General features: G+C 33.6%; 20 protein-coding genes. 10 read left to right on the forward strand and 10 right to left on the reverse strand.

From position 1 onward, the window contains the following. Positions 1-9 precede the first annotated feature (9 nt). Together P7122_RS08840 and P7122_RS08845 are read right to left on the reverse strand one after the other, a co-directional pair. Positions 10-1,320: an MGH1-like glycoside hydrolase domain-containing protein gene (locus P7122_RS08840; RefSeq protein ID WP_278005427.1), complete on the reverse strand. Its 1,311-nt coding sequence runs from the start codon at positions 1,318-1,320 to the stop codon at positions 10-12. 83 nt (positions 1,321-1,403) lie between these two features. Beyond that, entirely contained in the window at positions 1,404-4,070 is a 2,667-nt protein-coding gene (locus P7122_RS08845; RefSeq protein WP_278005428.1) for a TonB-dependent receptor, read from the reverse strand. A gap of 120 nt (positions 4,071-4,190) precedes the next feature. Between P7122_RS08845 and P7122_RS08850 the strand changes: the two genes are divergently transcribed. The 4 genes from P7122_RS08850 (at position 4,191) to P7122_RS08865 (ending at position 7,582) form a co-directional block, all read left to right on the forward strand. Next, positions 4,191-5,216, forward strand: a complete 1,026-nt coding sequence (locus P7122_RS08850; RefSeq protein WP_278005429.1) for a LacI family DNA-binding transcriptional regulator — start codon at positions 4,191-4,193, stop codon at positions 5,214-5,216. 47 nt (positions 5,217-5,263) lie between these two features. Further along, positions 5,264-6,058, forward strand: coding sequence for an undecaprenyl-diphosphate phosphatase (locus P7122_RS08855; protein ID WP_278005430.1), 795 nt, complete (start codon positions 5,264-5,266; stop codon positions 6,056-6,058). Further along, the gene (gene truB / locus P7122_RS08860; RefSeq protein WP_278005431.1) at positions 6,055-6,765 is read left to right on the forward strand and encodes a tRNA pseudouridine(55) synthase TruB; all 711 of its coding nucleotides are present in this window, start codon (positions 6,055-6,057) and stop codon (positions 6,763-6,765) included. The genes P7122_RS08855 and truB overlap by 4 nt, the downstream gene beginning before the upstream one ends. An 82-nt stretch (positions 6,766-6,847) precedes the next feature. Further along, positions 6,848-7,582: a hypothetical protein gene (locus tag P7122_RS08865; protein WP_278005432.1), complete on the forward strand. Its 735-nt coding sequence runs from the start codon at positions 6,848-6,850 to the stop codon at positions 7,580-7,582. 49 nt (positions 7,583-7,631) lie between these two features. Here P7122_RS08865 and P7122_RS08870 read toward each other — a convergent pair whose 3' ends face one another. Then, entirely contained in the window at positions 7,632-8,249 is a 618-nt protein-coding gene (locus P7122_RS08870) for a thioredoxin family protein (protein ID WP_278005433.1), read from the reverse strand. Positions 8,250-8,357: 108 nt separating this feature from the next. Between P7122_RS08870 and P7122_RS08875 the strand changes: the two genes are divergently transcribed. Genes P7122_RS08875 through P7122_RS08885 form a run of 3 tightly spaced genes read left to right on the forward strand, consistent with a single transcriptional unit; the run spans position 8,358 to position 10,177 of the window. After that, the gene (locus P7122_RS08875) at positions 8,358-8,921 is read left to right on the forward strand and encodes a DNA-3-methyladenine glycosylase I (RefSeq protein WP_278005434.1); all 564 of its coding nucleotides are present in this window, start codon (positions 8,358-8,360) and stop codon (positions 8,919-8,921) included. Between the two features lie 7 nt (positions 8,922-8,928). Beyond that, positions 8,929-9,507 (forward strand): hypothetical protein, encoded by a 579-nt coding sequence (locus P7122_RS08880; RefSeq protein ID WP_278005435.1) that lies wholly within the window; start codon positions 8,929-8,931, stop codon positions 9,505-9,507. After that, positions 9,494-10,177, forward strand: a complete 684-nt coding sequence (locus P7122_RS08885; RefSeq protein WP_278005436.1) for a DUF2490 domain-containing protein — start codon at positions 9,494-9,496, stop codon at positions 10,175-10,177. The genes P7122_RS08880 and P7122_RS08885 overlap by 14 nt, the downstream gene beginning before the upstream one ends. Here the strand turns inward: P7122_RS08885 and aat are convergent. The 3 genes from aat to P7122_RS08900 all read right to left on the reverse strand — a co-directional run bounded on the left by aat (position 10,174) and on the right by P7122_RS08900 (position 12,488). Further along, positions 10,174-10,797: a leucyl/phenylalanyl-tRNA--protein transferase gene (aat, locus tag P7122_RS08890; protein WP_278005437.1), complete on the reverse strand. Its 624-nt coding sequence runs from the start codon at positions 10,795-10,797 to the stop codon at positions 10,174-10,176. The two genes, P7122_RS08885 and aat, sit on opposite strands and share 4 nt — an antisense overlap. A 311-nt stretch (positions 10,798-11,108) precedes the next feature. Next, complete coding sequence (locus P7122_RS08895) at positions 11,109-11,486, reverse strand: DUF3127 domain-containing protein (protein WP_278005438.1); 378 nt, start codon at positions 11,484-11,486, stop codon at positions 11,109-11,111. Positions 11,487-11,618: 132 nt separating this feature from the next. Then, entirely contained in the window at positions 11,619-12,488 is an 870-nt protein-coding gene (locus P7122_RS08900) for a flavin reductase family protein (RefSeq protein ID WP_278005439.1), read from the reverse strand. A gap of 124 nt (positions 12,489-12,612) precedes the next feature. Here P7122_RS08900 and P7122_RS08905 point away from each other — a divergent pair, with 124 nt between their 5' ends. Beyond that, the gene (locus P7122_RS08905; RefSeq protein ID WP_278005440.1) at positions 12,613-13,773 is read left to right on the forward strand and encodes a sensor histidine kinase; all 1,161 of its coding nucleotides are present in this window, start codon (positions 12,613-12,615) and stop codon (positions 13,771-13,773) included. A gap of 126 nt (positions 13,774-13,899) precedes the next feature. After that, positions 13,900-14,256: a hypothetical protein gene (locus P7122_RS08910; RefSeq protein WP_278005441.1), complete on the forward strand. Its 357-nt coding sequence runs from the start codon at positions 13,900-13,902 to the stop codon at positions 14,254-14,256. A 41-nt stretch (positions 14,257-14,297) separates the two neighbouring features. On the opposite strand, the gene P7122_RS08915 is transcribed toward P7122_RS08910, so the two are convergent. Continuing rightward, entirely contained in the window at positions 14,298-14,690 is a 393-nt protein-coding gene (locus P7122_RS08915) for an HIT family protein (RefSeq protein ID WP_278005442.1), read from the reverse strand. A gap of 104 nt (positions 14,691-14,794) precedes the next feature. After that, the gene (greA, locus tag P7122_RS08920) at positions 14,795-15,268 is read right to left on the reverse strand and encodes a transcription elongation factor GreA (protein ID WP_278005443.1); all 474 of its coding nucleotides are present in this window, start codon (positions 15,266-15,268) and stop codon (positions 14,795-14,797) included. A 188-nt stretch (positions 15,269-15,456) separates the two neighbouring features. On the opposite strand from greA, the gene P7122_RS08925 reads away from it, so the two are divergent. Continuing rightward, on the forward strand, positions 15,457-15,891 hold the full coding sequence (locus P7122_RS08925) for a hypothetical protein (RefSeq protein ID WP_278005444.1): 435 nt from the start codon (positions 15,457-15,459) through the stop codon (positions 15,889-15,891). 71 nt (positions 15,892-15,962) lie between these two features. Here the strand turns inward: P7122_RS08925 and P7122_RS08930 are convergent, their stop codons facing one another. Continuing rightward, positions 15,963-18,407 carry a TonB-dependent receptor gene (locus tag P7122_RS08930; RefSeq protein ID WP_278005445.1) on the reverse strand — a complete coding sequence of 815 codons (2,445 nt, stop codon included), beginning with the start codon at positions 18,405-18,407 and terminating at the stop codon, positions 15,963-15,965. A 448-nt stretch (positions 18,408-18,855) separates the two neighbouring features. Then, positions 18,856-19,260: an alternative ribosome rescue aminoacyl-tRNA hydrolase ArfB gene (arfB, locus tag P7122_RS08935; RefSeq protein WP_278005446.1), complete on the reverse strand. Its 405-nt coding sequence runs from the start codon at positions 19,258-19,260 to the stop codon at positions 18,856-18,858. Positions 19,261-19,262: the final 2 nt, after the last annotated feature.

Genomic DNA, 19,262 nt, shown 5'->3' on the forward strand with positions numbered 1-19,262 from the left:
AAGTTGCTTTTAGTCTTTTAATAAATCTAGTAATAATGCTGCACTCCAAGAAAAGTTATTTCCTCCGTACCCAGCATGTTCTGTTACAGATTTTCTAGAATCGAAATATTCGAAGAAACCATATTTTTCTACTAGTGTTATAGAATCTTCTTTTACACGGTTAGCAATATCAGTAAATTCATAATTATTTAGTCCATTATAAAGCATCCAATTAAGATTTATCCAAATTGGTCCTCGCCAATATTTTTTTGGATTAAACCTATCACTTTCTGGGTCGAAAGATGCACAAAGATAACGGTCTTCTCCTCCAAACTTTTTGATTAGCGTTTTTACCATTACGTCAGCGTGTTCTTTTGTTGGTATATTGGAAAATAAAGGTGCAAAAGATGAAGACGAAAGATGTTCTATCTGCTTTTCGTTTCTTAAATCGTAATGTACGTAAGCCCCTAATTTTTCGTTATAAAGCTTTTCGTTAAATCTTGTTATTGCCTTTTCTTGCCAAGCTTTTAATGTACTTATTTTATCTTCGGAATCACCAATCATTTCATACAATTCAATTAATGCTTCGTTAGATTTAATAAGCATGGCATTAAATAATGGGTCTTGTACTAAGAATGGTGATAATTCTGCAATTTTTGCGTCATCGTAATTATGCGCTTTTGCAATTTCAATTAAATGAAGATAGTAGTCATACTCTCTATTTGTTGGTCTTTGCGCTGCATCGACGTGTGTGGTATCTCTTCTTTCAAACTTATAGTTTGGTGGATCCATAGTCTCCCAAATATCGTCCCAAATTGGTGAATTGTCTGTACCAGATTCCCAATTATGATATATGAAGACCAATCCTTCTTGATTTGGGTCTCTGTGGTTGTAAAAATGTTGATGGTTAAAGAAAACTTTGTCTATGTTTTGCTTAATAAAATTTAGCATATCCTCTTTATCATCTACAATATCATAAATTTCTTTAAGTACAAATCCTAATACTGGCGGTTGCGTCATACCAGTTGTTCTGTGACTTTTTGATGCTAATGGATGAAGTTTTGATAAGTGAAAATCTGGACCCGGAAAATAAGTATCACTATCGTTATGAAATACGATGTGAGGAATAAATCCGTTTTCCCATTGCGCTCTTAATAACGCTTCTACTTCTCGTTTTGCTTTGTTACTATCGTAATGGGCAAATCCGATAGCTATGAAGCCTGAATCCCAATTCCATTGAAAAGGATATAAGCCTTCACAAGGTATTGTAAATCCTTTATCTTCATTAAAGTTAGCATCAAGAATATGTTTTGCTTTTTCTTGTAGGTTGTCTTTACTCATAGTTTGTGTTGTTGAAAATGATTGTAAAAAGAAAGCATTGACACTAACGAGAGGCCAATGCTTTGCTACTCAATCAATCAATCTTAAAAATTAAACGTTGTTGTTATAAAAAATCGTCGTGGTAGAATTGGTCTTCCCAGGAAAAATTCACCGTCATCAGATTGTCCTGCAATTCCAGCTCTTGGATTACCTTCAGTAAGACCTTGACTATCAAATAAATTAAATACTGAAAAACCGACTCTAAGTGAACTATCCCCTTGGGTTTCGAATGTATAACCAGCTCCTAATCTAAATATTGAAATAGCATCTAGCTCAACATTATTAGTATCATCTGTAAACTTAGAGCCTGTATGATTTACTGAGAATACTGCATCAAACTTTTGATTATCATAGTTTAACCCTAATGTTCCAAGTATGTTTGGTTGTCTTGCCAACTCGTTACCAACATTAACCTCTGAAGAGGTGTTATCTACTAAGTTTTCTTGTAAATTTTCAGTTATCTCGTGGTCTTGGTATGTAAACGTAGCAAAAGCAGAAAGGTCATCATTAAATCTATATTTAGCTGTCGCCTCTAAACCAAAAGTTCTTGTTGCTTGGGTAGAACGTGCCTGATCTACAAGCTCACCACCAACTATAGCCTGAGTAATTTTAATTCTGTCACTTAAACCAACATAAAACAATGCAGCTGTCCCAGAGAATTTAGACGTTCCAAACTTTGCACCTATTTCTCCTTGTAATATCTTCTCCATATCATACTCAGTATCTCTAATACCTGGCACTGGTGCAAATCCTCTTAATTGTGGAATAAAATATCCTTTAGAAAAGTTTGCATAAAGATTTGTAGATTCTGTTAACTCATACAATCCAGCTAACGACACTGCCCAATCTGTAGCATCAACTTCACCTGTTGTAAAACTACCGTCAGCATATCTTACAGTGCTTAATTCTGTTGTTAAATCTGGGTTATCGTAAACTTGTGTATCTGTTAAACCTCCATTTCTAAAAGTACCTTTAGTATTTTCAATTCTAAAGCCAACATCAAATCTCCATCTATCAAATTTCATTTCATCCGTAATGTAAAATGCTGTTCTACTCTGAGTTAAAAATCTATTTGATGTCATACCAATTCTATTGTACAACCCACCTTCTGAATAAACAACATTAGCACCACCTGCATCTGTATAACTTAAATTTACTAACTGTGGATTATTATTAAATTCTGATAAAACTCGGTACTGATAGTTAACATCTTCAGCCTCTGTTCTTGCTAAATACACACCTCCTGTAAAAGTATGGTTACCACCTGGTGCATTGTAAATAAAATTAGCCTCCCCTGAATAATCTGTCATAGGACGTAATCTATCTATATGTAAGTTTTCTACAACTAAATCACTGCCATTTATTTGGTCTGTAGAGCCACCTTGGTAAGTTGCACTATATCCTGTATTACCAGGTGCAACTTCAGACACGTAATCCGATAACGAAATTGGGTTTCCGTAATCACCATTACCGCCAACATATAACGCAAAATTGTGTTGGTAATTTGCGTATCTAATTTTTGATTTAAACTTTAGATTATCGCTTAAGTTATAATCAAAATCTGCTAATAAATAACCACCTTTTGTATAAACACCGTCATCTATTGGGCTTTCGTAAACACCTCCAGGTGTTAAAAAAGACGTATTAGCTAATTCACCAGACAATAATTGCTCTACATCATCGCCATCATTACCTGCTATACGCTCTCTAGATCCACCCTCTAGAGGCAATGGTAAAAAGAATTGTGCACGATCATTTATAAACTGCCCATGAACAGTTAAAGAACCATTTTCAAACTTTTGTTTAATATTTGTTCTTAATTGAAATCCTCGTGTGTCTAAACCTGTTTCTATAGGACCACTATCTTTTCTTATGAAACCAGTTACGGCATAAAAGGTATTAGAGTCTTCACCTCCCAAACGTCCTCCAGAATAAAAATCTGTTTTAAGCCTTCCTCTATTGCCGTATTCCATATTAATAATATTCTCTGCATTAGTATCACCTGTTTTGCTTGTATAATTAATCATACCAGAAACAGAACCTGGACCATAAAGTATAGAAGCACCACCTCTAACAAATTCTACGCCTTTAAAACCAATATCTGGTCTTGCATATACATCATGCGCAGAAGAATTTAAGCCAAACGTACTCATTAGAGGTACTCCGTCATACATTAAAGGATTAAAAACATATTGTCCTCCAGAAGGTAAACCTCTTATAAATAAATTTGTTGCAGTTTCACCACCACCACCTTCAGCGGTAATACCTGGTACACTTCTTAAAATGTCTGCTTGACTGTTAGCAGAAAGCTTCACAATTTCGGCTTGCTTAATAGCGGTAATAGACATTGGTGTATCTTTTTGAGATCTAAACGTAGAAGAGGCTGTAAGAACTACTGCATCTAAAGCATTGCCTCCTTCTTCTAAAACAATATCTAAATTAATAGTAGAGCCATCACAATTAATGACTTTTTCGAAGGTTGTAAAACCTACATAAGAAACCTGAATGGTTTGCTCACCAGATAGATTAGTAGTAAAATTAAAGTTACCATCAAAATCTGAAATTGAACCAGAAGCGCTGCCTTTTATCAATACGTTAGCACCTGCAATAGCAACACCTGATTCGTCTAATACTTTACCCTTGACTTCTGTTTGCGAAAACAAACTAAAAACACTGAAAGCGAGTAAAATTGAGAGTAGTAATTTTTTCATTGGTTTATGTATTTGTTATTTTTTCATAAATCTATTAACATATTCATAACATTATTGGATAAAATTTATGAAATTTGCACGCAAACGTTTGCGAAAACGATTGCATAAATTATTAAACAAATGAAAAAATCGATTCCGACCCTAAAAGCTATGGCAGAGCAACTTGGATTATCCATTTCAACTGTATCCCGTGCTCTTAACAATCATCCAGACATCAGCTCAGAGACCAGAAAACGGGTTCAGGCCTTGGCGTCTGAAGTGAATTATATTCCTAATATCTTTGCTAAAGGTTTTAGAGCTCACAAAACAAATATCCTTGGAGTTGTGGTACCTAACATTACTCATTACTTTACTACCACACTAATAAGAGGCATATTAGAAGAAGCATCCTTGCGTGGCTATAGAGTAATTGTTTCAGAATCTAACAACGATGTTGTAAAACAAACAGAAATGCTTAACACCATGATTCAATTTGGAGTTGATGGTGTACTTATGTCAATCTCAAAAATGACACGCGATATTGATTCTATTTTAAAAGTGATGCACACTCTACCACTTGTTTTATTAGACAAAGCTTCTAACAAAATACCTTGTACCCAAGTGGTTATAAATGAAGAAGAAGCTGCTTACAATGCCGTAGAACATTTAATTAACATAGGTAAAAAGCGTATTGCCATTATTAAAGAGACGCAATTTTCTTATAATTCTGAAAAACGTTTTGCTGGTTACCTTAGAGCTCTTAAAGACTATAATTTACCAATTGATGAAAAAATAATATTAACAGTAGAAGATATTTCACTTACCCAAGGTGAGCAAATGACCAATATTTTAATGAGTTTAAAAGAGAAACCCGATGCCATTTTTGCAATAACAGATGGTGCTGCAATAGGTGCTATTAAAACTTTAAAAAAACATAAAGTTAAAATTCCTGAAGACATCGCAGTGGTAGGATTTAGTAACTCTCTCAACTCTACTATAATTGAACCACAGCTTACAACAGTTGACCAACCTGGACAAAAAATAGGTGCAACAGCAGTCAAATACCTTATTCAGGAAATTGACAACCCTAATGTAGAATTAATAAATAAAACCATTGAAGTGAGGAGTAATCTTATTATCAGAGATTCTACACTTAGCATAAAATAAAAATTTTATACCGTTATACACTTTATCAATTTTGATACATTTGTTGTATGGAAATTATTGATGCTATTATCTTAGGAATTGTACAAGGACTCACAGAGTTTTTACCTGTATCCTCCAGTGGTCATTTAGAATTAGGAAAAGCTATTCTTGGCGATAATTCGTTACCAAAAGAAAGTTTATTATTTACAGTAGTACTACACTTTGCAACTGCACTGAGTACTATTGTTATTTTTAGAAAAGATATTCTAGATATTATAAAAGGTATCTTAAAATTTGAATGGAACGAAGATTTACAATTTCTAAGCAAAATTGTAATCTCTATGATACCTGCTGTAATCGTTGGTTTGTTTTTTGAAGAACAGCTCGAAGCCCTTTTTAACGGCAACATCTTATTGGTTGGTGTTATGCTAATTGTTACGGCAATTCTATTATTTATGGCAGACAGAGCTAAGGACACCAACAAAAATGTAACGTTTAGTGATGCGTTTGTTATTGGTATATCTCAAGCCATTGCCATGTTGCCTGGTATCTCTCGTTCTGGAGCTACGATTTCTACTTCGGTATTATTGGGTAATGACAAAACCAAGGCTGCTCGTTTTTCTTTTTTGATGGTAGTGCCTTTAATTTTTGGAAAAATTGCTAAAGATATTTTAGGTGGAGAAATCACTTACGACAGTGCCAACTTTACAACACTAGGCATTGGTTTTATTGCTGCTTTTGTAGCAGGACTATTTGCCTGTAAATGGATGATTGCACTAGTAAAACAAAGTAAACTCACCTACTTCTCAATCTACTGCATCATCGTTGGTATTGCTGCAATAATCTGGTCATTAGCATCATGAAAACTTTAGAAGATTACAAAAACGGACAGGTTCTGTTAATTGACAAACCGCTAACCTGGACTTCATTCCAAGCCGTAAACAAACTACGCTGGGCTATTAGAAAAGCCTATGCCATTAAGAAAATAAAAGTTGGGCATGCTGGCACTTTAGATCCACTCGCCACTGGCTTACTAGTGATTTGCACTGGTAAAATGACCAAGCAGATTAATACCTTTCAAGGTCAGGAAAAAGAATATACAGGCACTTTTGTTGTTGGCAGTACCACTCCATCCTACGATTTAGAAACTGAAATTGATGCTAAATTTGCTATAGATCATATTTCTGAAGACTTAATTCACCAAACTACCAAACAGTTTATTGGTAAAATTGAGCAATTTCCACCTGTATTTTCAGCGATAAAGAAAGATGGTAAACGCTTGTACGAATTTGCCAGAGCTGGTGAAGCTGTTGAAATTAAGTCGAGAGAAATTGAAATCTCTGAGTTTGAAATCACAGACATAAATACACTCAACAATTCTATTGAGCTTAATTTTAGGGTGGTTTGTAGCAAAGGCACATACATTCGTTCTTTAGCTCACGACTTTGGAAAAGCCTTAAACTCTGGTGCACATCTATCGGTTTTAAGACGCACACGTATTGGTGATTTTAAGGTTGAAAACGCACTAAGTCCTGAAGATTTTATAGCCTCTCTCCCTCTAGACCAATGATTTAACAAGGGTTTATGAGTGTATTTTAAACTTTTTTAAGTTTATTTTCGTATATCTATAGGTAAGATTTAATCATAAACAGTTGAAATTTATAGAACAATACAAAGCAGGTATTATCACATTTCTTATTTCTGGAATTGTGGTGTTGGGTATGTTTAGTTTTCAACTAAAACAAAATAGTAAACTCATAACTGAAAACTTTTATGAGATTGAACCTGAACCTGAAATCACAAAAGAAGACCAAGAATTATTTGACGCTCTGGACGGTAAATCTACCAACAAAGCTTTTAACGAAGACCAGGAATACAAAGAAATGATGCGCAATTTCAAAACTATGAGCGCTAATGATTTTGAACGTACAACCAAAGCTTTAGAAGAGGCTAGAAGCAGTGATATTACAGAAGAAACCAGCATTTCCAAATCCTATGCCAGCAGTAATGCTTATGCCATAAACTCTGAAGAAACCGAATCTTACAAAAAACTTCAGGAAGAATTAAACAAGCGCTTAGAGAATAAAAAACTAGCAGACGAGCACGCCAAATCTAAAAGTACACTAACATATTCTTTAACAGGCAGAATTATGCAAGACTACGACATACCTAGATACTTGTGCGAAACCGGAGGTAAAATTGTAGTAAATATTACGGTAAACGAAAAAGGCATCGTTACCGATGCCTCTATTAATGGATCTTCTAATTCTAGCAACCAATGTTTAATAAATCGTGCATTAGAATATGCTAAAGAAGCTCTGTTTGATACTTCTAGCAAAACCAAACAAATTGGAACTATTACATTTATGTTTAAAGGAAAAAGTTGACTTCGGCTACGCTCAGCTACTAATTAATCTAACTAAACGTACTGTCATTTTAACTTAAAAGATTAACTAAGTCTTCAATTGTAGATTGTCCTTTATCCTTATTATACCATCGCTGTAAGTCTTCTTTAAATTCTGGTGTTAGCCTACCATGTTGTGCTTTGTAAGTATTTACCATTTCGGTAGCAATTGCAGGTCTGGGACCAAAAGTATCTACAACTGTATTGGTATCGTTATCAACCATAATAAGTTTTGGAATAGACTTACCACCATTGGTTAAAAACTGATTCATTAAGTCCTCATTATCATCTCTAAGCACCACTTTTAGATCTATGGCTTCATTCTGCTCAGCCACCTTATTAATAACAGGCATAATATGAGCAGCATCTCCACACCAGCTTTCGGTTAAAACTATCCAAGTTATATTTTTTGAATAAGCCGTTATCTTTTCTTGTGCGGCATCAGACAACTTAACTGTTTTATCCCAACGCTTCATGCGTCTATCATTCATTTTTGTGTACTCTACCAACGCTTCTGTTTTTTCTTTTCCGGTTGTAGATTGTGCTTCAACAAGGTTTGTAACCAGAGTTCTATATTCATCATAACTCATTGATGTATTTAAACTCTTTTTTATAATATCTGTAACCATTGTGTTTTCTATAATTTCCATGCTAAATACCTTTTTATAGGTTATAATTTGTAACAAAAATAACTATGATTGTTTATTTATTATGTGACACTTGTTACCTTAGTAGTGTAAAATTCTAAAACTTACAAAATGACAAAACACAGATGTGGCTGGTGTGTTGGAGATCCGCTTTATGAAGCTTATCATGACCAAGAATGGGGAGTTCCTGTATATGATGACGACACTTTATTTGAATTTTTAATTCTTGAAACTTTTCAGGCTGGACTAAGTTGGATTACAGTTCTTCGTAAGCGTGAAAACTTTAGAAAGGCTTTTGATGGTTTTGACTATAAGAAAATTGCAAACTACAAACAAGATAAGATTGATACATTACTTCAGAATGAAGGCATCATTAGAAACAAACTAAAAGTAAACGCTACGGTTACCAATGCGCAAGCTTTTATGAAAATTCAGGATGAGTTTGGTAGTTTTTCAAAATATATTTGGGGTTTTGTAGATGGAAAACCTATAAAAAACAGCATAGAAAACTATAAAGAAGCTCCTGCAAACACACCTCTTAGCGATGCTATAAGTAAGGATCTAAAAAAACGAGGATTTAAATTTGTAGGCACCACAGTAATCTATGCACACATGCAAGCTACTGGCATGGTAAACGACCATGAAGTATCTTGTTTTAGATATAACGAGGTTTAAAAAAACAATGAAACTTAAAGCTTTCATCTTTTTACTATGCTTTTGTCAATTTGTTTTTTGCCAAACAAAAAACGAAAAAGAAGAGCGTATACCTTTAGCTGAATTTCCTGAAGCTGCTAAAGCGGTTATTAAAAACCTACCTGATGATTGCAAACGTTTAAAATTTTACAAAGAAACAGATGGCGAAAAACAAAGTTTTGAGGTAAAGTTTAAATACAAAAGAAAACGCTACAGTCTGGAATTTTCTATAGATGGTAATATTGAAGACATAGAAGTTCTTACCAAATTAAAAAACATAGACGAGACCGTAAAAACCAAAATCGAAAACTATTTTGCATCCTCTTTTACTAAGCACAAGTTTATAAAAGTGCAAGAACAGTACATTTATAATGTAAAATTAGACGCTAAAACTTTTGTAGATAACGTACTAAACAACAACTCATTAAAAGCGCCTAATTTTGAGATTATTGCTGAAGTTAAAACTGATAAAAAAAGAGACATTAGAGAGTTTATTTTTAATACATTTGGCGAATTTGTAAACTTTAGAATTTTAAATCCTACGTCATACGAGCATGTCTTATACTAAATTTCTTTTAGTCGTCCTGGCATGTTTTGCTGGTATTAACACATTATTTTCACAATCTGAATTTGAAGGGTTAGGCGAAACAAGCTTTGCTATAAATACTGACATTAGTAGTAATTATAAGGTAAATTTTGCTGTTCGTTCTCGATACTACTTATATCAAGATGATGATTTTAACTTTGAAAACAGACAACTCGATTTTGTACATTTTTCAACCTTAAATTTAGACTACAACCATTCTATTAGTTTAGGAGTACAATACCGAATACGAGAGTCTATAGATGGTGACAGTAATGAGTTGCGACTAACCCAACAATTTAACTATACAAAAAAGCAAGAAGACACACGTTTTGGGCATCGTGTACGATTTGAACAGCGAATTTTAGAAGATCTCACCATACTTAGGTCGCGCTATCGTTTTGCGTTAGATTTTCCACTTAATGGTGAAAAGTTAGACATTGGTGAAGCCTATTTTGTAGGTGCTATGGAAGCGCTTTTAAGTAATAGTAAAAATGAAAAACCAGAACTAGACCATAGAACAACAGCTCATATAGGTTGGTTGGTTTCAAAAACACTTAAGCTTCAGTTTGGCACAGAATATCGGTTTGAAGCCTTTAACCTTAATACAGAACAAAAACTATTTTTTTTAACTTCAGCTGTATTAAAAATCTAAAGAAACCTCAAAAATTCTGTTCGTGGTATTGAACCTGCGCCTAAACTTTCAAGATGCTTTGTATGCACCTGACAATCTATGAGTTTATAATTTGAATTTTGCATAAAGGTTATAAAACCTACCTTACTGGCATTACTAACTTTGGTAAACATACTTTCTCCGCAAAACACTTTGTTGCCCAAATCTACTCCATAAAGTCCACCAACTAACTCGTTATTTTGCCATACTTCTACAGATTTTGCATAGCCTAACTGGTGTAATTTTGTATAAGCTTTGGTCATTTGATCTGTAATCCAAGTACCATCTTGCCCTTCGCGCTTTGCTATTGAACAATGCTCTATTACAGATTTGAAATCCTTATTTACAGTAACTTCAAACATATTCTTCCTTAAAATCTGCTTCATACTCTTTGAAATTTTTAAATTTTCTGGAAATAACACAAATCTTGGATCTGGAGACCACCACAGTAATGGCTCGTCATCTTCAAACCAAGGAAAAATTCCTTTAGAATAAGCATGTATTAAGCGTTCTGAAGATAAATCGCCACCAACTGCCAACAAGCCTTCAAAAGTGGCTTCAGAAACATCTGGAAAGGCTATTTTTTGTGATAGCAATTGCATTTTTTAGAGTTTTTATGTAGTTTTTACTGTTAATAAAGGCTTTTGGTTTTGATAGTATAAGAATTTTATTGATATTTGACCTGATCTTTATTAAATAAATTTTTTGTTCATCATTGCTTTTTTTTAAGTTTGTTTGTGAAGATCAAACCTAAAACCACAATACTAAGTCCCAACTAACCATTGGGACTTTTTTATTTCTAATTGTTGAAATACAATCTTAAAACTTACTGAGACTATTTATTTTATGATATAAAAAAAGACTTGCTTTAAACAAAACAAGTCTTTTTTAATTTTATTAAAATCCTTTCGAATTAGAAAGGTAGATCATCATGATCGTCTTCGTTTAAATTATTAACAGGCTCAAAAGCTTCTGTTGGTGGTACAGGTGGCATATCTCCGTTAGCGGCACCAGCTTGTAAAGCCTCTATTCTCCATCCTTGGATAGAGTTAAAATATTTAGTTTCCCCTTGTGGATTTACCCACTCACGTCCTCTAAGGTTAATATTAACTTTAACCTGCTGTCCTGCTTGATAGTTATTTAATAAATCTGTTTTGTCCTGAACAAACTCAATCATAATATGTTGCGGATATTGCTCTTCTGTTGTTACTACAACTTCTCTTTTTCTAAACCCATTGCTTCCAAAAGTTTGAGTCTCTCCAATCACCTTAATACGTCCTTGTACTTCCATTTTTGCTTAATCTATAATTTAATTTTCTTTCTTTTTGCTCTCTACAATTAGAGATTTATATGTTCTTGGTCTCACAGAAACCATAATTCTGTAATGAATTTATGGTTGGTTTTCTATTCCAAAATTTTCAAGCTACGAAAGTAATAACTTCCATGCACTTTCTACATCTCCATAGCTTAAATAATTTCTTGCCAGCTTATGTTTTTCTCTATGAGTAGAACTTTTTATTTCTGGATAACGCTCGCTAATATCATTTACAAACTGCTCTACATCATCATTTGAAGGCAATACATCTACATTGGCAAGCATGCCTAAGTCGTTACCTGTTAATATCATGCTATTTTTAACATGGTCTGGTAAATTATCTACACCAATTCCCATCGTTTTTAGCGGCTTCGGAATTTCAAAAAATCCACTTTTAGCTCTGCTGTAGTAACTACCTCCTGCTCTGGCAACTAAATCTAAAGCTTCTTGATTAATGGTATCATCTTCATTTAAAACCTCTTCTGATATATGAAGTTTTACAACCTCACAAATTACCAAATTACCTGCACCTCCTTCGGTCCCTAACTTTACAACCTCATTAACTTTACACTCCATCTGTATAGGAGATTCTGCCACTCTAAATGGCTTCACTTCTTCAGAGGGTAACATGGTTAAACCTGCTTTTTCAAACTCGTTTACACCTTCCGGATACTCTGTGCTACTTAAAGACATTTGGTGAACAATATCATAATTCACCACATTAATTACCACTTCACTAACGTCTTCTACATTTTCTAATGTATGCTTCGTTGTGTTATCTCTAACACGTCTGGCTGGAGAAAAAATTAACACTGGTGGATTGGCACTAAATACATTAAAGAAACTAAATGGAGATAAGTTTGGGTTACCATCTTTATCTATTGTACTAGCAAAAGCAATAGGTCTTGGTGCTACTGCACTTAATAAATAACCGTGTAATCTGCCTGTTGTAAGGTCTTTTGGACTGAATGAAACCATGTAGCCTGTTGATTTTCAACAAAGATAATTATATTGCTGAGCGAATGAAAAAGTTTTACCGTTGTATCTAAACAATATTATTAACAGTTTTACATTATATTTAAAAAAGAAATTGCAATAACGAATGTCCTTTAGCTCTAATCGTAATGTTATCCGTTGGGTTATTATAGCCTCTTCATTTATTATTATCTCACTTATTCTTTGGAATACGTATTCCTTTTTTCAAAAATTTAAAGCTGAAGAACGTGTAAAAATTAAAACCTGGTCTGTTGCTCAAAATAATTTTCTAAGAAGTGTTTATGAAAATTTAGATGAAGATGTTGATCCGGTAACCACTCATGTACTTACCGAAACCACAACTAGCACACCAATGCTAGTTATTGATAAAAACGGAGACTATAATTCTATAAATTTAGATGAAGAAAAATTAAAAGATCCTGTATATGTTAATTATCTCATTACTAAATTTTCAAACGAAAATGAACCAATAGAAGTCATTGTTAAAGGTGAAGTATACCAAACCATATACTATGGCAACTCTCCTCTTCTCAAAAAAATAGGCTTTTATCCACTCGCATTATTATTAATTATTATACTATTTGCAGCAGTGGTTTATTTCTTTTACAGGAGCACTAAATCTGCAGAACAAAACAAGCTATGGACAGGTATGGCCAAAGAAACAGCCCACCAAATTGGCACTCCATTATCTTCTCTGGTTGGCTGGACAGAAATTTTGAAAACCGAAAATGTAAATCCTGAGTATATTACTGAGATTGAAAAAGATATCGATCGACTACAAACCATTACTGATCGTTTTAGCAAAATTGGATCCGCACCAACTCTAGAAACTTTAGATTTAGTTGAAGTTACAACATCCTCGTATGAGTACTTAAAATCCAGATCCTCAAAACTTATTAATTTTGAAATTGAACTTCCTACTAATGAGATTCCTGTAAAGCTTAATGCGCAATTGTTTAGTTGGACGATTGAGAACTTAGTAAAAAATGCCATTGATGCCATGAAAGGTAAAGGCGACTTAAAGCTCAATATCTCTCAAATAGAAAAGCAAGTTTTTGTAAACATTACAGATACAGGCAAAGGGATTCCTAAACAACTTTTTAGTAAAATATTTGAACCAGGATACACCACAAAAAAACGTGGTTGGGGACTTGGATTATCGTTGGCTAAACGTATTATTGAAGATTATCATAAAGGAAAGATTAAAGTCATTCAGTCTGAAATTGGTAAAGGCACAACCATACAAATTGCCTTAAAAGCTATTTAGAAAACAGCATTTAGTTTAAAATTTATTTAGAAAACATATTAAGTTTGCGAAAAAAACAATCGCTCAACCTCAAGCACAAAAAACACTGATATTGAGCGTTTTAAAAAAAATATTTTAAATTTGGGTATGGGTTCATCAAAATACTTTACACTAAAAGAAGCAAGACTGAGTAATAACTGTCCGGAATGTTACTCTAATGATGGTCTAGAAATTACCTTTAAACAAAAACTAACCGAAAACATCTTTTATAAAGCTATAACACCAGAAACCTCTTTTCAGATGCACTGTTATAGTTGTAATACTACAATATTTCCCGTGCGTTGGACCGATGATATAGAACGTGTTGTAGAATATCAGCAACGTGCTGTAAAGCCTAGACCAAAATCTATAAAATTAAAACCTTTAGCTTGGGCTTTTATTGGTTTTGATTTGCTGATTGTAACTCTGGTGATTCTATTTGCTACAGGTGTAATTTCTTTTTAATTAAAAGAAACTCTCAATACAATTAGCCACAACACTCATGATTAACTAAAATTGTCAGCAATTTTTTTGGCGATAGTTTCAAACGCTTCTGAAGTCAATTTTTCTTTATGGGTAAAACGTGCATTTTCCATAGTATGAAGCGGTATTAAATGTACATGTACATGTGGTACTTCTAGACCGATAACTGACATCCCTACACGTTGGCACGGAATTACCTTTTCTATCGCTAAAGCTACACGTCTTGAAAACTGCATTAAACCCATGTAAGTTGCCTCGTCTAAATCAAAAATTTTATCAACCTCTTTTTTAGGAATACAAAGCGTGTGGCCTTTTGAGTTAGGATTAATATCTAAAAACGCATAAAAATCTTCTGTTTCAGCTACTTTGTAAGATGGAATTTCACCATTAATAATTTTTGTAAAGAGTGTGGCCATTGTTAAGCATTTAATCTATTCTATAAATATAAAAAGATTCCTTAATTAAGGAATCTTTTTATAAATCTTATAATTCTAGGATTTCTGTTTTGCACAGAAATTTGTTACCTAGATATCTCTAAAATATCAAATTTTAAGATACCATTTGGCACTTTTATTTCTGCTATATCACCCACAGACTTACCTAATAAACCTTTACCTATTGGTGAGTTTACAGAAATCTTACCAGAAGCCAAATCAGCTTCACTCTCTGCTACCAAGGTATAGGTCATTTCCATACCGTTGGTTTGGTTTTTTATCTTCACTTTAGATAAGGCCAACACTTTAGAAGTGTCTAACTGAGACTCATCAATAACACGAGCATTTGCTAAAGTTTCTTCCATTTTAGAAATCTTCATTTCAAGCATACCTTGCGCTTCTTTAGCTGCATCGTATTCAGCATTTTCACTTAAATCGCCTTTATCTCTTGCTTCTGCAATGGCTTGAGATGCCTTTGGACGCTCAATATCTTTAAGATGATTTAATTCTTCTCTTAACTTTTTTAATCCTTCTGCTGTATAATAAGATACTTTACTCATAATTCATTCGTTTAAATATTGAAATCTCTAGCGCAATTTCAAAAAAGATCCCGAAACATACTTCGACTGCGCTCAGTACGAGAATTCGGGACTAAAGAAAAAATCTCGCGCTAACGAGATTGTAACACAAATATACAAATATTTAATCTATCGTTGAAATAATTGTAATTTGCGATAAAAATTTTTTAATGAAAAAGATTACCCTAATTCTTTGTTTTACTGCTCTTTTAGGTTGTAGTAAAAGTGACAACAGCCCTAATTGCAACCTCTTATTTGATGCAGGTGTTAACCTCACTGTAAATACTAATTTACCACAGTTTAGCCAACTTCAGTTTAATAGTAATGCTGTATATGTTGCTAATCAAGGCAACAATGGTATTTGGTTATATCGTCTAACTTCTACTACATTATACGCTTGGGATGCAGCAGATCCAAGCTTACCTCCTTCAGCTTGTTCAACATTAACTTTTGTAAGCGGTGATATTGTAGAATCTAATTGTGATAATGTTAACCAATATAGTCTATCTACTGGTTTTGGTTTTGAAGGAAACACTTTACCATGTACACTAAAACCTTACAGAGTAGATGATTTAGGTAATGGTCAATATTTAGTTTCTAATTAAAGAAATTCATTTTATATAAAAAACCCTGTAAACATTAGCTTACAGGGTTTTCTCTTATAGTTTTTCTCTTCCTAAAAATTCAAAGTCATACCAACCAAGAAGTTAGTTGTAGCTTGTGGATAAAAACCAGCTCCTTCAATAGTTGTTACTGCATTAGGATCTGACCACGTATCATCATAAGTGTAATAGTAACCGTTAGATATATACTTTACATTAAATATGTTATTTACCAATCCTGTGAACACGATAGAATCAAAAATAGGTTGAGAGTCCTCTGTACCTCGGAATGATAATTTGTAACTAATATTAAAATCGTTAATAAAGTAGCTATCTAGCTTTGAAGCATCAGCTTCGGTATTACTCATGTATTGGTCACCGACATATTTACTTAGTAAAGCCATTTGTAAATCTTGTACTGACTGAAATACAATTGCATTTGCTGCTACAAGTTCTGGCGAAAACGAGATATCTGTTTTGCCTAAGTTTTGTAATTCGCCATCAAAATCGATGATAGTTTCTTTGTTCTTGTTAGAACTTAGCGTTACATTAGGTTGTAAGGTTAATTTTGGTGTTACCGGAATAATAGCCTCTAACTCTAAACCTAAACGGTAGCTCTCACCACTATTAGTTCGTATTGGGTTACCAACATCATCTAACTGACCAGACAACACCAATTGCTCATTATACAACATGTAGTAAGCATTGGCATTAAACGTAAAGTTTCCGTTTTTGTGTCTCCAACCTAACTCAAAATCGTTAAGCTGCTCTGGCTCTATATCGTTATTACTTTCAAAATCGGTACGATTTGGTTCTCTGTTGGCTCTTGCATAAGAGAAATAAAGACTGTTACCTGCATTTAAATCATAGGTTATACCTGCTTTTGGATTGAAGAATGTAAAATCCTTATTAACTTCAAAATCTACTAAGTCAGATGTGTTTCCGAAGGTTTTATAGGTTACACTTCTAACTTGTAAATCTCCGTAAAGGCTTACTTTATCATTTAGCTTATAGTTAGCTTTAGAGAATACTGATAAATCATTTTTTAAACTATTACCATCGTAGTAACGGTCTCTAATTTGACTTTGACTGGCATATTCTGCCCAAATAATTTCACCAAAATGATCACCATCATAATGGCTAAAAGAACCACCAAAAATTAAATCGATATTAGCATCTTTATAGTTTGCAGTGGCATTTACAACATAAAAATCATTATCTAACCAACGACGACGAATAAGGTCTGTAGTGTTAACTACTTCGCCATTAAAGTCTAATTCTTCTAAACCATAATCTGAAAAATCTTCATCTTCTTTATACTGCTCAAAATACCCACGACCATTGGTATAGTTTAAGCCAATAGTTGTAGACCAGTTATTGTTGTAACGTTGATTCCAGTGCAATTGATAATGATCTTGGCTGTAATTATCTACCTCGTTATCATAAAACTGAATATTTCCTTCAGCATCCTCGTACATACCTGCTGTATTGTAGGTTCTGTCATTCTCTAGCAAGTCTAGATCTTCTAAACCATTCCAAGATTGGTACGTTACTTCTTTACCACCAAATACAACCGCTTTTATTAAAGTATTGTCATCTACGTAAGCACCTTGTAAAAAATACGATTTTAAGTCTGCCGAAGCTCGATCGATGTAACCATCTGATACAATATTAGATAAGCGACCAGCAATTTCAATATGATCGTTTAACAATCCTGTGCTAAACTTTACTGTATGCTTTCTGGTATTATAACTACCAAAAGAATTTGAAATTTCGCCATAAGCATCCTTTGCAACAGCATCTGTAAGCACATTGATACTAGCACCAAATGCACCAGAACCATTGGTAGATGTACCAACACCACGTTGTAACTGTAAACTTTCTACAGAAGATGCTATATCTCCTAAATTAACCCAAAATGTCCCTAAAGATTCTGCATCATTATAAGGTATACCATTAATAGTTACATTGGTAGATTGCGGACTTACACCTCTTACTCTAATACCAGTATAACCTACACCAGCACCTGCATCTGTTGTAGTAACTACAGATGGCAAAAAGTTTAACAACACAGGAATGTCTTGCCCTAAATTACGTTTTGAAATCTCTTCTTTAGTAACGTTAGAGTGTGTAATTGGCGCTTTCTCCTGTACACGTACAGCTTTTACTAAAACTTCATCTAGCTTTCTAATCTGTTCATTGATTTCTACATTCAGAATTAAGTTTCTATCCAAAATAATTGACTTCTGAATAGGGTTTGGCGTCATATAATTAAACACCAATTCGTATTCACCTTTAGGAAGGCTTAATACGTATTTGCCTTCAAAATCAGTTTGTACACTTTTCTCTGTATCTTTTGCGTACACACTTACTCCAGGTAAAGGCTCCTTATCAATTGTTACGACACCTGAAACTGTAAACTTTTCTTGTCCATAAGCTGAACAAAGGCTTAAAATAAAAATGAAAATTGTTAATCTCTGTTGTTTTGTTTTTGAGAGATTGTTGAATAAATTTTTCATACGACTATAGTCTTATAATCGAATAAAAAGAGGTAATTATTCTTTTGTTAATAATTGATTTTTGAGCAGTTTTAGAATGAGATTTGATGCTAGGTTGGTAAAATTCTAAAACATTAAATGCATATTTTAAAGTCATTAAATGCTTAGAAGTAAAACCAACACTGATGACCTAATCGCACTCGCTAAAAATATCTACCAGACATTTTCTTAACGCTCGCTTCCTAAACAGCATTACCTGTTCTAGGTTCAATGGGTATGATCTCAGCCTAATGATTTTAGATCTCAGATTTTTGATTTCAGATTTTTGAATCTTATGATTCATCAATCGTCAATCTCAAATCGTCATTCGTCAATCAAAAAAAAGCACCCCTTTTTTGAGAACGGCGCAAAGATAAAACCTATTTATGATTTTTGATTTACGATTTACGATTTTTTTGAATTTTGAATCCTAATCGATTTTTGGCGGTTTTCTATTTGCCTTTTTTTCAGCGTTTTTGCGTTTGGTATCGAGTCGCTTTCGTTTTACCGCTTTTGGCACTTTGGTTGGTTTGCGCTCTTTTTCTTCTTTTAATCCTTCAATAATAAGATCTAAAAACTTTTGAGTAACCAAGGCTTTGTTTCTAAACTGGCTTCGGCTTTCGCTACAATCCATAACCAAAACACCTTGCTTGTTTAATCTATTTTGAAAAAACTCAGTTAAGCGCGCTTTTTCGTCATCTGTAAATTGTGCTGAAGCTTCAACATTAAAGTAGAGCACTACTTTTGAAGCGACTTTATTGACATGCTGTCCTCCACTGCCTGAGCTTCGGACGGCTTTATACATTAATTCAGATTTTAAGGCTTCAACATCCACAA

It is taken from the genome of Winogradskyella marincola (assembly GCF_029624125.1).
GTDB classification, from domain to species: Bacteria; Bacteroidota; Bacteroidia; order Flavobacteriales; family Flavobacteriaceae; genus Winogradskyella; species Winogradskyella marincola.